General features: G+C 36.3%; 12 protein-coding genes. 9 read left to right on the top strand and 3 right to left on the bottom strand.

All coding sequences use genetic code 11. From position 1 onward, the window contains the following. Nucleotides 1–64 precede the first annotated feature (64 nt). Together gluQRS and dksA are read right to left on the bottom strand one after the other, a co-directional pair. Nucleotides 65–958: a tRNA glutamyl-Q(34) synthetase GluQRS gene (gene gluQRS / locus GQR59_RS12535; protein WP_160063212.1), complete on the bottom strand. Its 894-nt coding sequence runs from the start codon at nucleotides 956–958 to the stop codon at nucleotides 65–67. Between the two features lie 84 nt (nucleotides 959–1,042). Further along, the gene (gene dksA / locus GQR59_RS12530; RefSeq protein WP_025562610.1) at nucleotides 1,043–1,492 is read right to left on the bottom strand and encodes an RNA polymerase-binding protein DksA; all 450 of its coding nucleotides are present in this window, start codon (nucleotides 1,490–1,492) and stop codon (nucleotides 1,043–1,045) included. Nucleotides 1,493–1,762: 270 nt separating this feature from the next. Here dksA and hrpB point away from each other — a divergent pair, with 270 nt between their 5' ends. The 5 genes from hrpB (at nucleotide 1,763) to rlmF (ending at nucleotide 8,832) form a co-directional block, all read left to right on the top strand. After that, on the top strand, nucleotides 1,763–4,243 hold the full coding sequence (gene hrpB, locus GQR59_RS12525; protein ID WP_160063210.1) for an ATP-dependent helicase HrpB: 2,481 nt from the start codon (nucleotides 1,763–1,765) through the stop codon (nucleotides 4,241–4,243). 127 nt (nucleotides 4,244–4,370) lie between these two features. Then, on the top strand, nucleotides 4,371–6,602 hold the full coding sequence (gene mrcB / locus GQR59_RS12520; protein ID WP_160063208.1) for a penicillin-binding protein 1B: 2,232 nt from the start codon (nucleotides 4,371–4,373) through the stop codon (nucleotides 6,600–6,602). 1 nt (nucleotide 6,603) lies between these two features. Next, a complete protein-coding gene (locus tag GQR59_RS12515; protein WP_236546757.1) occupies nucleotides 6,604–7,023 on the top strand; it encodes a SufE family protein in 420 nt (139 codons plus the stop codon). Beyond that, the gene (locus GQR59_RS12510) at nucleotides 7,016–7,831 is read left to right on the top strand and encodes a DUF3108 domain-containing protein (RefSeq protein ID WP_160063206.1); all 816 of its coding nucleotides are present in this window, start codon (nucleotides 7,016–7,018) and stop codon (nucleotides 7,829–7,831) included. The genes GQR59_RS12515 and GQR59_RS12510 overlap by 8 nt, the downstream gene beginning before the upstream one ends. 11 nt (nucleotides 7,832–7,842) lie before the next feature. Next, the gene (gene rlmF, locus GQR59_RS12505) at nucleotides 7,843–8,832 is read left to right on the top strand and encodes a 23S rRNA (adenine(1618)-N(6))-methyltransferase RlmF (RefSeq protein ID WP_160063204.1); all 990 of its coding nucleotides are present in this window, start codon (nucleotides 7,843–7,845) and stop codon (nucleotides 8,830–8,832) included. A 467-nt stretch (nucleotides 8,833–9,299) separates the two neighbouring features. Here rlmF and satP read toward each other — a convergent pair whose 3' ends face one another. Continuing rightward, nucleotides 9,300–9,878 (bottom strand): acetate uptake transporter, encoded by a 579-nt coding sequence (satP, locus tag GQR59_RS12500; protein WP_025562614.1) that lies wholly within the window; start codon nucleotides 9,876–9,878, stop codon nucleotides 9,300–9,302. 307 nt (nucleotides 9,879–10,185) lie between these two features. Here satP and GQR59_RS12495 point away from each other — a divergent pair, with 307 nt between their 5' ends. From GQR59_RS12495 to GQR59_RS12480, 4 genes are all read left to right on the top strand, one after another. Then, nucleotides 10,186–10,953 (top strand): ABC transporter ATP-binding protein, encoded by a 768-nt coding sequence (locus tag GQR59_RS12495; protein WP_160063202.1) that lies wholly within the window; start codon nucleotides 10,186–10,188, stop codon nucleotides 10,951–10,953. Nucleotides 10,954–11,043: 90 nt separating this feature from the next. Then, nucleotides 11,044–11,817 carry an ABC transporter substrate-binding protein gene (locus GQR59_RS12490; RefSeq protein WP_160063200.1) on the top strand — a complete coding sequence of 258 codons (774 nt, stop codon included), beginning with the start codon at nucleotides 11,044–11,046 and terminating at the stop codon, nucleotides 11,815–11,817. 144 nt (nucleotides 11,818–11,961) lie between these two features. Further along, the gene (locus GQR59_RS12485; RefSeq protein WP_160063198.1) at nucleotides 11,962–12,702 is read left to right on the top strand and encodes an ABC transporter permease; all 741 of its coding nucleotides are present in this window, start codon (nucleotides 11,962–11,964) and stop codon (nucleotides 12,700–12,702) included. A gap of 2 nt (nucleotides 12,703–12,704) precedes the next feature. Then, nucleotides 12,705–13,379 (top strand): ABC transporter permease, encoded by a 675-nt coding sequence (locus tag GQR59_RS12480; protein ID WP_160063196.1) that lies wholly within the window; start codon nucleotides 12,705–12,707, stop codon nucleotides 13,377–13,379. Nucleotides 13,380–13,471 lie beyond the last annotated feature (92 nt).

Raw genomic sequence — 13,471 nt, 5'->3', positions numbered from 1 at the left:
TAAAAACAAATTAAATTTATATCTCTTTAAACTGTATATTATTTAATACCATAAAGGACTTTATTTATATCTGAATCTCTAATTGTTTCGGTACCTTATGCAACGACCAATGTTCTGTTGCCCATTGTAAAATATTACTACAATTGTTTAGATTTCTATTCTCTGGAACAGGGTGCCCTAAAAATTTTAATACCTGTTTTAATGTCGGTATTGGATCTTCTTTGCTCACTGCAGCAGCATGGTTTTGTTTAGATAATTTTAACCCTGGCTCTGTTACTGCTAACGGTAGATGCACATAATTTGGAATATCTGCGTTTAGTAGTTGATACAAGCTTATCTGTTTACCCGTGGTGCTGATTAAATCAGCTCCTCTAACAACTTCTGTAATGCCTTGTTGAATATCATCAATAACGACGGCTAAGTTATAAGCATATAAACCATCTTTTCGTTTAATGATAAAGTCATCATCAATCTGAGTTGGGTCTAATATCACTCTACCTTGTAATTTATCTTCAAAGTGTGTTGTCTTATTGATAATCGATAATAAGTTAATACGTAATGCATTACCGGCAATAAGGTTGTTTTTATCACGGCATTGCCCTTGATAATAACCACCTTGTTGCTTAATCATTTTACGAGTGCAGGAACAGGCATAACATAAATTGCGTTTACTAAGCTCTTTTAACACGGCTTCATAGTATTCGCTTTGTTGATGTTGGTAAATCACCTTTTTATCCCATTGCAAACCATAAGCTTGTAATGTTTCAAGGATATCTTCACTGGCACCTGCAATTTCTCGAGGAGGATCAATGTCCTCAATGCGCACTTGCCAAATACCTTGTTGAGATTTTGCCTGTAAATAGCTACCGACAGCCGCAACCAAAGAACCAAAGTGTAATGGCCCTGATGGTGATGGAGCAAATCGACCTACATAAGGTTTATTCTCTTTTAACTGCAACTTACTTCCTACAATCTTACTTTTTGCATAAACAAAAACGGTTAGCAAATGCTAACCGTTTTTCAGTTTGTTTAATCGTTTGGATTAACCAATACTTTGTTTTTCTTTTATTTCAGCTAGTGTTTTACAATCGATACATAAGTCGGCAGTAGGGCGAGCCTCTAAACGACGAATACCAATTTCAACACCACAAGATTCACAAAATCCAAAATCATCTTCTTCGATTTTCTTTAATGTTTTAGAAATTTTCTTAATTAAACGACGTTCGCGGTCACGAGCACGTAATTCTAAGCTAAATTCTTCTTCTTGTGTTGCCCGGTCAACAGGATCAGGGAAATTCGATGCTTCATCTTTCATGTGATCAACAGTACGGTCAACTTCTTCACGTAATTGCGTTGTCCAAGCCGTAAGAATATTAGTAAAGTGTTCACGTTGCGCTTTACCCATATACTCTTCGCCAGATTTCTCTTGGTATGGCTCTACTCCAGCAATTGCTAAAATACCGAGTGTTTTTTTGCTTTTAATAGCAGGCATAAATTTTCCTTCTTCCGATGCTGAATAAAATCTTTAAACGCATCAAAACGGTGATAAATATAAACAATAGGTCGAACAAACTTTGCTAACATAGAGGCATCAGTTTTTTTTCGGCGCTATCTATAGCAAGTATGATCTGTAAAGTCAAATAAAGTGTTACTAATTGTAAACTTATGATCTTGTTTTTGTGCTTTATATTACGTTTTTAATAATCTTGTTTTATTCACTGTATTTCTTTTATTCAATTATTTTTTAAGGGTTGTTGCATCAATGTTACCTATTCAAGCTGTATTACCAGAGCTTAAACAACAACTTTCACTTTGTTCACAGGTTATTCTTCAAGCGCCTCCGGGAGCTGGTAAATCGACTTACTTACCGTTAATGCTATTAAAAGAAAAATGGTTTACTGGTAAAATTATTATGTTGGAGCCGAGAAGATTAGCCGCACGCAATATTGCTCATTATTTAGCTAAGCAATTAGGTCAACCTGTTGGACAGCAAATCGGCTATCGTTTACGTGGTGAAGCTAAAGTAAGTACAGAGACACAATTGGAGATTGTGACGGAAGGGATATTAATTCGTTTACTGCAAAACGATCCTGAATTAACAGGGATAGATTTAGTTATTTTCGATGAATTTCACGAACGTAATATACAAGCGGATTTAGGCTTAGCGCTATGCTTAGATACACAAGCAAGTTTACGTGAAAATTTGTCTTTACTGATTATGTCTGCGACCTTAGATAACCAGTCCCTCCAACAGCATCTTCCAAATGCCGCTTATGTGAGTTGTGAAGGGAGAAGTTTTCCTATTGAGACTATTTATCAACCAGTGCTTGGTCGAGGGCTTCATACAGATAAGCAAAAAGCATTAGTGGCTTTAATTGAAATGGCTTATCAACAGCAAAAAGGCAATATATTAGTCTTTGTGGCGGGAGTCAGAGATATTTTACAATGTTGTCGTGATTTACAACAATGGATTAATACACATGATTTACCTGTCTTATTAGCGCCTCTCTATGGAAAACTCAGTTTAGATGAACAACAATTAGCGATTCAACCACCTCTACCTAATATACGGAAAATTGTGGTTTCTACTAACATCGCAGAAACCAGTTTAACTATTGATGGCATTACAGTTGTGGTTGATTCTGGTGTCGAAAATACTTTTCAATTTCAAGCCCAAACAGGTTTTGGAAAGTTAAAAAGCCAAACTATTAGTGAAGCGAGTGCTATTCAACGAGCAGGACGAGCAGGACGATTAAGTGCAGGCACTTGTTACCGTTTATGGGCTAAAGATAAACGGCTGGCAGCACAGAGCGAAGTGCCTATTTTGCAAAGTGAGTTAACGTCATTAATGTTAGAAATATGTGCCTGGGGCGTCACTGATCCGATTCAACTGCCTTTTTTAACGCAACCCCACGAAAAAAATGTGCAAGTCGCTAAACAATTATTGCAAAGTATTGATGCCATTGATGAGCGTGGTCGTTGCACTGCACATGGCGAAAAAATTATTGAGTTTGCCGTTACGCCACGATTAGGGCACATGGTGATCAAAGCACAAGCCTTAGCAAAAATATTAGAGGAGCCTAACTTAGTTGCTTTTGCTTGTTTATTAACTGCTTTTTTAGAGGGCAACGAAAAAAGTAGTGATGACATTGTTGCCGAGTTAAGTTCGGTTTCATATCCAGTAAAAACGCAATATCAAATCTTATTAAGAAAATGCAAAGTAAACGCACCAACTACTTTACCTTTGCAATATTGTGGGTTGCTATTAGCGACTGCTTTCCCTGACAGAATTGCTTTTAGTCGCGACCATAGTCAGGAACATGATTATTTACTCAGTAACGGGGCTGGCGCATGTTTAGCTAACCATTCAATGCTACTTAACGAGAAAATGCTGGTGGTTGCTGATTTAGGATTGTCAGAACAAAGATCAAATAGTCTTATTTTTAAAGCTTGCGCTATCGATTTAGAAGATATAAGAAAATATCTTCCACATTATATTCAATCGACCGATTACCTTTGTTGGTCATTGAAAGAAAATAAACTAATCGCTGAACAACGTAGAATGTTGGGTAAAATAACCCTTAATCGGAGTCCATTGACAACAGTTAGTAAGCAACAAAAACTAAAAGCCTTATTAAATGGATTGCGTCAAGCAGGTTTATCTATGTTGTATTGGAGTGATGCAAATAAAGCATTATTAACCCGCTTACGTTTTGCTTCTTTACAATACATCGAAGCAGGAACCGCCAACTCAGTTGATTATAGTGAAGTCATTTTACTCCACGAATTAGAGACGTGGTTAGCGCCTTTTTGTATCGGCATTACACAACCGGATCAGTTTAAAAAAATTGATTTAAAAGCCGCGCTATTATCTCGCCTTAATTGGCAGCAACAACAGAAGTTTGAGGTGGACTTTCCATTAACTATTTTAGTGCCAACGGGGTCAGCGATAAAATTAGAATATCGAGAGCAACAAAATCCACTATTGTCAGTAAAAATGCAGGAATTATTTGGACAAGCTCAAACTCCCAGTATTTTTGATGGGCGCATCAGTATTCAATTAGCCTTGTTATCACCCGCTATGAAACCTTTACAAGTCACACAGAATTTAAGTTCATTTTGGTCGGGAGCCTATAAAGAAGTACAAAAAGAGATGAAAGGACGTTACCCCAAGCATTTTTGGCCTGATGATCCGGCAAACGCTATTGCAACGCGTAAAACAAAAAAACATTTATCCATATGATGATATGAAAACATAAACAACGTAGGATCGGTTCTTCGCTATGCTAACTCTCATTCAAAAAGCTAGCGTTATAAAAATCTACCGTTCAATCTCTATCTTTTAAAAAATTGAGTTAAATAAACCTGTTATGGCAAAAGCACCTAAAAAAGAAAGTACTAAAGCGACTCCTAAAGCTAAACCTAAAGAGAGCACTAAAAAAAGTGCCGCAAAAAATCCTAAAACAGTACGTAAAACGACCGATGGTAAAGCGAAAAAAACAAATAAAAAGTCCAATAAAAAGACCTTGAAACAACGTATTTTAAGGTCTATCTGGTCGTTTACTTGGAAAGCAAGTCTAGCATTTATTGCCTTTATTGTTATTTCTGGAATCTATTTTGATAAAAAAATATCCAATCGTTTAGATGGATCCACTTGGACATTACCTGCTACTTTGTACGCTCGTCCGTTATCATTAGAAGTTGGCTTACCCTTAACTAAAAGCGCCTTGGTGAGTGAGCTTAAATTACTTAATTACCGTGCTGTCAGGTCAATTGAAAGTGCAGGGCAATTTGCTGTTAAAGGCGATGAAGTGATTATCTACCGTCGTGCTTTTAATTTTCCTGATAGATCTGAGCCTGCTGCATTAGCTCGTATTAACTTTGATGCGCAAAGGGTTAGTGGTATAAAAAATCAACAGCAAGTTAATATAGATGGGTTTCGTTTAGAGCCTTTATTGTTGGATAGACTTAATAGTAAGCAAATTCAAGACCGCGTTTTTGTACCCTTTGAGAAAATTCCTGATTTGTTTGTTAATACCTTAATTTTAATGGAAGACCGGGACTTTTATCATCATCAAGGTGTCTCTCCTTTTGCCATTTTAAGGGCGTTTATTGTTAATTTTAAAGCTGGTCATACGGTGCAAGGCGGCAGTACTTTAACGCAGCAACTCGCTAAAAACCTATTCTTAACACAAGAACGAAGTTTATGGCGTAAGTTTCAAGAAGCTTATATGGCCGTGTTAATTGACCATAAGTACAGTAAAGACAAAATATTAGAAGCTTACTTGAATGAAGTTTATCTTGCTCAGAATGGCGCCACAGGCATTTATGGTATTAGTTTAGCCAGTAGCTTTTATTTTGCTCGTCCTATTGATGAGTTGCGTATTGAGCAAATAGCATTAATGGTCGCGATTATAAAAGGGCCTTCTTACTATAATCCTCGTCGTAACCCTAAGCGTGCAATGGCTCGTAGAGACTTAGTATTACGCTTGATGCTTGAACATCATTATATTAGTACTGCACAATATCGAATTGCAGTGAAAAGCAATCTTAACTTAAGCAATGTTAAAGCATTGAATAACCGTGCCAACCCAGCGTTTGTGAGTTTGTTAAACCGAGAATTAACCAGTAATGTGCCTGCTAGTATTCGTAAACAAAGTGGGTTATCAATATTTACGTCTATTTCTCCTCTTGCACAAAAGAATGCTGAAACGGCCATTCAAAATGGTATTGCCAAAGTACAGAAAAAAGATCAGCATGACTTGCAAGGTGCAATGGTAATTACCGATCGTCAATATGCAGAAATCCGCGCATTAGTGTCCGGTAAAGATGTTAAATTTAGTGGTTTTAATCGAGCGTTAGATGCAAGTCGTCCTATTGGTTCGTTAGTTAAACCTGCTGTTTATTTAACCGCACTGGATAATGGGTATGCACTATCAGATATTTTAAATGATAATGAAATAGTACTTAAAAATAGCACTGGCCAACGTTGGAGACCTAAGAATTACGACCGAAAATTTCGTGGTGAAGTGACCTTAGAACAAGCACTTGTTAAATCCTTAAATGTACCAACGGTTAACTTAGGGATGAAAATTGGTTTAGATAATGTCATTGATAGTTTGCATAAAATGGGGGTAGATGAAAAAATACGTGCTTACCCGTCATTGGTGCTAGGTAGTGTCCCATTATCGCCATTTCAAGTCGCTCAGATGTATCAGCCAATCGGCATGCGTGGGGTGTATAAACCTTTAACCATGATCCGCACTATCGTCTCAAGCGATGGCGTTCCTTTATATCAGCGTAGCCCCGCAGCACGTCAAATATTCTCGCCAGACGCTGTCTCTCAGCTTTCTATTGCTTTGCATAAAGTGACAACGGAAGGGACTGCTCGTAGTTTACGCTGGCGTAATCCAGGACAAAGTTTTGCAGGTAAAACCGGAACCACCAATAACCTGAATGATAGTTGGTTTGTCGGTTTTGATTCCGACGAAGTGGTGACAACCTGGGTTGGGAAAGATAATAACAAAAGTGCAGAATTAACCGGTAGTAGTGGCGCATTGGTTTTATTCTCCGGTTACATGAAAGAAAAAATAGGAAAATAGCGTGCAACAATTAGCATCCATTAGTAATTTTGAACAACTTGAATGTGTCTTTTTAGAAAACAAAAGTTGGGATAAACAATATCGATTAATTATTCAATTAGGTAAGTTATTAGACAGTTTACCTGCGTCGTTAAAAAGTGAAGCTAACCAAGTAAAAGGCTGTGAAAGCTTAGCGTGGTTAGTAATTTCTGAGCAAAATGGTCATTATGATTTTGCGATGGACAGCGACACCCGCGTTGTAAAAGGATTAATGCAAATTGTCTCATTCATTTTTCAAGGCAAAACAAAACAACAAATTCAGCAAATAGATTGTAATGAACTATTTGAACGATTAGGGCTACTAAGTCATTTAAGCCCATCACGTGCGAATGGTTTATTTGCCATTATTAATACTATTAAAGGAGTCAATCACATTGACTAATATTCGATTTTTGATCATGTTTATCAGCTTATTTTTATTATTAACAAAACCTGCTCTTGCAATAACGGCTACGGATAAAACAACCAACGAAAATACTATTTCAGAACAGTCTGAAGCGATCGTAACAACCACTGAGCCTAGCGTTAAAAGAGACGATGCCTCTTTTGTAAAAGAAAACCCTAATCAACAATTTATTTACGCAGTTAACTATAAAGGGATTTCAATAGGTGAAATGAAACAAGAGTACCATTGGAAAGGTAAGAACGTTGCAGTTAATTCTGTGGCTGATTTTTCTTTTTTACTGTTTTCATTTGGCGGTAGTCAACAATCTGATATTTATTGGAATGAGTTACAGCAAATATTTTTAAGTCGTTCTTTTTATCGTGAGAGTATCGGGTTTAGTACCGTTGACATGACGGCTAAATTTGATGAAACAGGACATCATTCACAAATAATTAATAATGGCGATAAAGCTGAATACACTAGTGAAGAAGGGCCGATAGTTGATTTTAATACTATTAACTTGCAAATCAGTGAAGGTTTAAAAGTAGGTAAAACTGACTTTGAGTTTTATATGCAAACGTCTGATGATATTGCACATTACTTTTTCCAAGTAAAAGGGAAAGAGATGATCAAAACCAAATTTGGTGAAATTGAAGCTTACCGTGTGCAACAAGTAAGGAAAAAAGATCGTACTTTTATTGCGTGGTTTGCCCCTCGATTCGACCATCAAATGGTTAAGTTTGAATACGAAAGAAAAGTGTTAGATATCAATGGTGAATTAATTAAATATAACACTGAATTTTAAGGTTGTTACACGTGAATAAAAAACTTAACACTGCTAAAAATGTTAAAACGGCTAAAGGTGCCTTACATCCTCGCAACAAACATGTTGGGCAATATGACTTTCCAGTTTTAATAGCAGCATGTCCAGAGTTAGCGCCTTATGTCATTAATAACCCTAGGGGGGACTTCTCTATTAACTTTAGCGATGCTCAGTCTGTGTTGCTATTAAACAAAGCTTTATTAGCGTACTTTTATAATATTAGCTTTTGGCAAATACCTCCTGGTTACCTGTGTCCGCCGATCCCTGGGCGCGTTGATTATATTCATTATATTGCTGACTTATTAAGTGAATCATTTAATGGCAACATACCAACGGGAAGCCAAATTAAAGGGCTTGATATTGGTTGTGGTGCAAACTGTATTTATCCTATTTTAGGCAGTCGTAGCTATGATTGGTCTTTTGTGGGAAGCGATATTGATGCGTTAGCAGTAAAAACAGCATCGCTATTAGTGAGTGCGAATAAAAATATCAGTAAAAAAATCATTATTCGTCAGCAAAAAAATACACAACACATACTTTCTGGGGTAGTAACGAAAACAGATCGCTTTGCTTTTACTATGTGTAATCCTCCGTTTCATTCTTCAATGGAGGAAGCTTCTGCAGGGAGTTTGTTAAAACAAAAGAATCTCAGTAAAAAGTCTAAAACGGTCAATACTGTTAATAAAGTTGCCTCAACGCCTACTTTAAACTTTGCAGGGCAAGCACATGAACTTAGCTGTGCTGGTGGAGAGATTGCTTTTGTTAAGCAAATGGCGATAGAAAGCTTATTAGTTAAAGATAACGTTTGTTGGTTTACGTGCTTACTGTCAAAGAGTGAAAATGTGAGTCCCCTTAAAAAATTGTTAGAAAAGCAAAATACACAACAAGTAAAAGTAATTGAAATGTCGCAAGGGCACAAAATCAGTCGTTTCATTGCATGGACTTATTTAGATGTTGAACAGCAAAAAGTATTTTTTGCTTAAAGCTTAAACTTGAAGTAGGCCTTAATTTATAGGTAGCCCTTAGCCTATAGATGACTGATATCTTGATTAATACTGAGGATATGCAACCTATTATACCAAAAGAATTAATGAGGTGATCATTCTTGCTGGTTAAGATTACCCCTAACTGCGTTGTGAGTTTTGAAGTGAGAACAACTATCTCCTACAACTCACGCCTTATTAGTGTTAATTTTTCCTGCGCAATCTATGATCACTTATTTAATTCCATTGGTATTACAATGTGTTGGATTGAACGCCTCAATTTTAGCCTTGAATTAAACTATTTTTTCAGCGCAAAATTTAGATAAGCTATTTATTGTGATTGGTATAATGAAAAAATATGCAAGGCTGGAAAATAGATACAAAAAAGCCGAACAAGTCTTGTTCGGCTTTTTTAATGACTGAGTAGTTAATGCTAACTCAATAAATTAATGCTTTTCTAATAAAGTTTAACGTTCACCGATAGGTAATATAGTACGGCCGTATTGTTCGTTAATAACTTCAGCCATTGCTAAGTAAATTGCACTTAGACCACAAATGATACCTTCGTAACCTGCGATATGGCCGATCAGTTCATTACCAGTAAAGTCACGAATGGCTAGTAAAAAGAATAATACTGTTAAGCTACCAAAGATAAACTGAAGTACACGGTTACCACGTAATGTACCAATAAACATGAAGGCTGTGAAAATTCCCCACATGACTAAGTACCATGCCATAAATGCATGAGGTGTTGCTTGAGTTGGACCTTCTTCAAGACCTAACTGTGGAAATAACAGTAATGCAACTAAGCTGATCCAGAAAAAGCCATATGAAGTAAAGGCTGTTAATCCGAATGTATTTCCTTTTTTAAATTCTAAAATACCAGCAATAACTTGTGCGATACCGCCGTAGCATAAACCCATTGCAAGAATCATTGCACTAATTGGGAAAAAGCCAGCATTATGGATGTTTAATAGAACAGTTGTCATTCCAAAACCCATTAGTCCTAACGGGGCTGGATTGGCGTAATTAATTGATTGTGACACGTCATTTACCTTTTTGTATTATTTATTAAATTAAAATCGCGCGCACGATACCATGAAGCCATTTTTTGTAAAGGGAATCCGTACTCCCTCTTGTTTTTAGTCAATTTAAAGTATTAAATTAAAAAAAATACAGCAATAAATTAAAAAAAATGATCTATATTTTGTTTTTTAATAAAAAATGAAAATTAATCGTTTGTACATTTTAAAGCATTGGTGCAAAGTTAACGTTTGTATAAATTTTATTAACTCATTCAACAAACTAGGTACAATACATAATGAACCCGCTAAATTATAATGAAACTTGCTAATGACAGTACCTACTTTATCAATAAGAAACTTACATAAATCCTTCGCCGATAATCAAGTATTAAAAGGGATAGACTTAGAAGCTCACAAAGGTGACGTTATTTCTATTCTTGGTGCGTCGGGTTCAGGGAAAAGTACTTTATTACGTTGTGTTAACCTATTGGAAACGCCTACGTCTGGGGATATTTTAGTTAATGGTGAATTAATTAAAATGAAACTGGATAAAAAAAGGGGGGCTATTCCTGAATCGAACAAACAAGTAGAGCGTATTCGTAGCCGTTTAGCGATGGTCTTTCAAAGCTTTAATTTATGGTCACATTTATCTGTACTTGAAAATGTTATTGAAGCTCCAGTGCATGTACTTGGTGTGCCGAAGAAAGAAGCGATTGTTAAAGCTGAAGCCTTATTACAGCGCGTTGGTTTATACGAACGTAAAGACTATTATCCTGGGCAGCTTTCTGGTGGGCAACAACAAAGGGTTGCAATTGCACGTGCATTGGCAGTTGAACCTGAGGTTATGCTGTTTGATGAACCAACATCAGCATTAGATCCGGAGTTGGTAGGTGAAGTTTTAGCTGTGATGCGTGACTTAGCTAAAGAAGGGCGCACCATGTTAGTGGTGACACATGAAATGGCTTTTGCCAGAGACGTATCAAATAAAGTATTATTTTTACATCAAGGTCTAGTGGAAGAACAAGGAAAGCCGGAAGATATTTTTACAAACCCTTCTTCGGAACGTTTTAAACAATTTATATCAACCGTTTATTAATTCATTTATATTAAAGCGATTGTCATAGTCAGTGACAAAATAATTTATATCTAAATAAAATAGTTATCTATCATAAAATAAGGAAATACCATGAAAAAACTTAGTCTGCTAATCGCATTATTTGCATTCTCATTTAATGTTGCACATGCAAAAGAATGGAAAGAAATACGTATCGGTGTTGAAGGTGCATACCCTCCGTTTAGTAAAACAGAAGAAGACGGTAGTATTACTGGTTTTGATATCGATATCGCGAATGCGTTATGTACTGAGTTAGAAGCTAAATGTACATTAGTTAAACAAGATTGGGATGGCATTATTCCGGCTCTATTAGGTCGTAAATTTGATGCAATCATTGCAACAATGGATATTACTGAAGAGCGCCAAAAGAAAGTGGCATTTACTAACAAATATCAACATATCCCAGCTCGTTTTGTCGCTAAAAAAGGCGTAGCGTACGAAGCAACTGAAGCATTTATGGAAGGTAAAAAAATTGGTGTTCAGCGTGCAACAACAATGGATTTATATATTTCGGATAACTTCCCTTCTGCAAAAATAAAACGTTACGGTTCTGCTGATGAAGCATATTTAGACTTAAAAGCAGGTCGTCTTGATTATGTAATGGCAGACTCTGCAGCAATTGCTGATGGTTTATTAGCTAAAGATGGTGGCGATAAGTTTGAATTTGTTGGCCCTAAACTAAACGACCCTAAGTGGTTTGGTTACGGTGCAGGTATTGCAATTCGTAAACAAGATAAAGACTTAGTTGAGCAATTAAACAAAGCCATTGACGCTATCCGTGCTGACGGTACTTACAAAACTATTCAAGATAAATACTTCACTTTCGATGTATACGGTCAAGAATAAGCGTTGTTATTGTTAATCTTTATTAACAAGCGTCGTTAAAACAGAAAGGGTGACTACAACTTTTAATTTTTTATAGGTTGTTTCATCCTTTTTTATTATGCCTAACGAATGATTATAACGGGCATTAATTAAAAAGAAGTTTATATGTTTTCTTTATATGGTTACCAAGATATTTTTTTAGAAGGAGCATGGTTAACACTGCAAGTGGCCTTGTTATCCCTAGTACTTTCTGTCGCATTGGGGTTGTTAGCTGCTTTAGCTAAGTTATCTCATTCAACAATTTTGACGAGTATCGCGACGCTATACACTACTATTATTCGCGGTATCCCTGATTTAATCTTAATGTTATTAATCTTTTTTGGTGGGCAACTGCTTATCAATGATATGAGTTATAACCTTAATGAATGGTTAAATGAAACGATCACAGGTTATTACCCTCACCATGAGTGGACTGCTTATTTACCAGAATATATTGATATTAGCCCTTATTTTGCTGGTATTGTTACCATTGGTTTTATTTTTGGGGCTTATATGGCGGAAACCTTTCGAGGAGCTATTTTATCCGTTGATAAAGGTCAATTAGAAGCCGCTACAGCTTACGGTATGAATAAATACAAACGTTTCTTTCGTGTTATGTTTCCACAAATGATGCGCCATGCATTACCTGGTTTAGGTAATAACTGGTTGGTTTTATTAAAAACAACGGCATTAGTATCGATTATAGGTTTGCAAGATATGGTAAAGATCGCCGGTGACGCATCGGGATCAACACAAAAACCATTTACCTTTTACTTGGTTGTTGCATTAATTTTCTTATTTTATACCGCTGTTTCTACTACTGCTCTTAAATGGGCAGAACGTAAATACAGTATACAAACGAGGTAAATATGGATTTTTCAATTATTCTTAATGAATACCAATTTTACCTTGAAGGTTTATGGACAACGACATGGTTAGTCGCGCTGTCATTATTAATTGGGTTAGTGATTGCAATACCAGCAGGCGTTTTACGTAGCCATCAAAATTGGTTAATTAAAGGGCCTATTTGGGCTTACATGTATTTCTTCCGCGGTTCGCCGTTATTAGTGCAATTATTCTTAATTTATTATGGCGTAGCGCAGTTTGATTCATTACGTGAAAGCTGGTTATGGTATTACTTTCAAGAAGCTTGGTTTTGTGCTTTATTAGCCTTTTCATTAAATACAGGTGCTTATACTGCTGAAATCGTACGTGGTGTGATCAGTACCATGCCTAAAGGTGAATTAGAAGCCGCAAAAGCTTATGGAATGAGCCGTTGGCAGATACTGAAACGCATTACCTTACCAAATTCATTAAAACGTGCCTTGCCTGCATACAGTAATGAAATTATTTTTATGATTCACGGTAGTGCTATTGCTGGTGTTGTAACGATCGTTGATATTACAGGTGCTGCTAGAGTCGTTAATGCGCGTTATTATGCTCCCTTTGAAGCTTATTTAGCCGCGGGCATTTTATATATGTGTTTGACTTTCTCTGTTATTTACCTATTTAAATTATGGGAAAAAAGCTACCAACATCAATAACCTATAATTTATGGTATACAGAATAAAAGGTTACCAACGATAATCAAGATGCTGTTAGTTTTATCGCAGCATCTTTATTAATATTTAACCTC

The organism is Psychromonas sp. L1A2 (genome assembly GCF_009828855.1).
In the GTDB taxonomy this organism is placed as follows: domain Bacteria; phylum Pseudomonadota; class Gammaproteobacteria; order Enterobacterales; family Psychromonadaceae; genus Psychromonas.
The sequence above is the reverse complement of the archived record's forward strand: the minus strand, read 5'-3'. Positions and strand labels throughout refer to the sequence as shown.

Bases quoted from the DNA above. Each gene is read 5' to 3' on its own strand.
- hrpB (WP_160063210.1), top strand. From the start codon at position 1,763: ATGTTACCTATTCAAGCTGTATTACCAGAGCTTAAACAACAACTTTCA.
- dksA (WP_025562610.1), bottom strand. From the start codon at position 1,492: ATGCCTGCTATTAAAAGCAAAAAAACACTCGGTATTTTAGCAATTGCT.
- GQR59_RS12485 (WP_160063198.1), top strand. From the start codon at position 11,962: ATGTTTTCTTTATATGGTTACCAAGATATTTTTTTAGAAGGAGCATGG.
- GQR59_RS12495 (WP_160063202.1), top strand. From the start codon at position 10,186: ATGACAGTACCTACTTTATCAATAAGAAACTTACATAAATCCTTCGCC.
- GQR59_RS12490 (WP_160063200.1), top strand. From the start codon at position 11,044: ATGAAAAAACTTAGTCTGCTAATCGCATTATTTGCATTCTCATTTAAT.
- mrcB (WP_160063208.1), top strand. From the start codon at position 4,371: ATGGCAAAAGCACCTAAAAAAGAAAGTACTAAAGCGACTCCTAAAGCT.
- GQR59_RS12480 (WP_160063196.1), top strand. From the start codon at position 12,705: ATGGATTTTTCAATTATTCTTAATGAATACCAATTTTACCTTGAAGGT.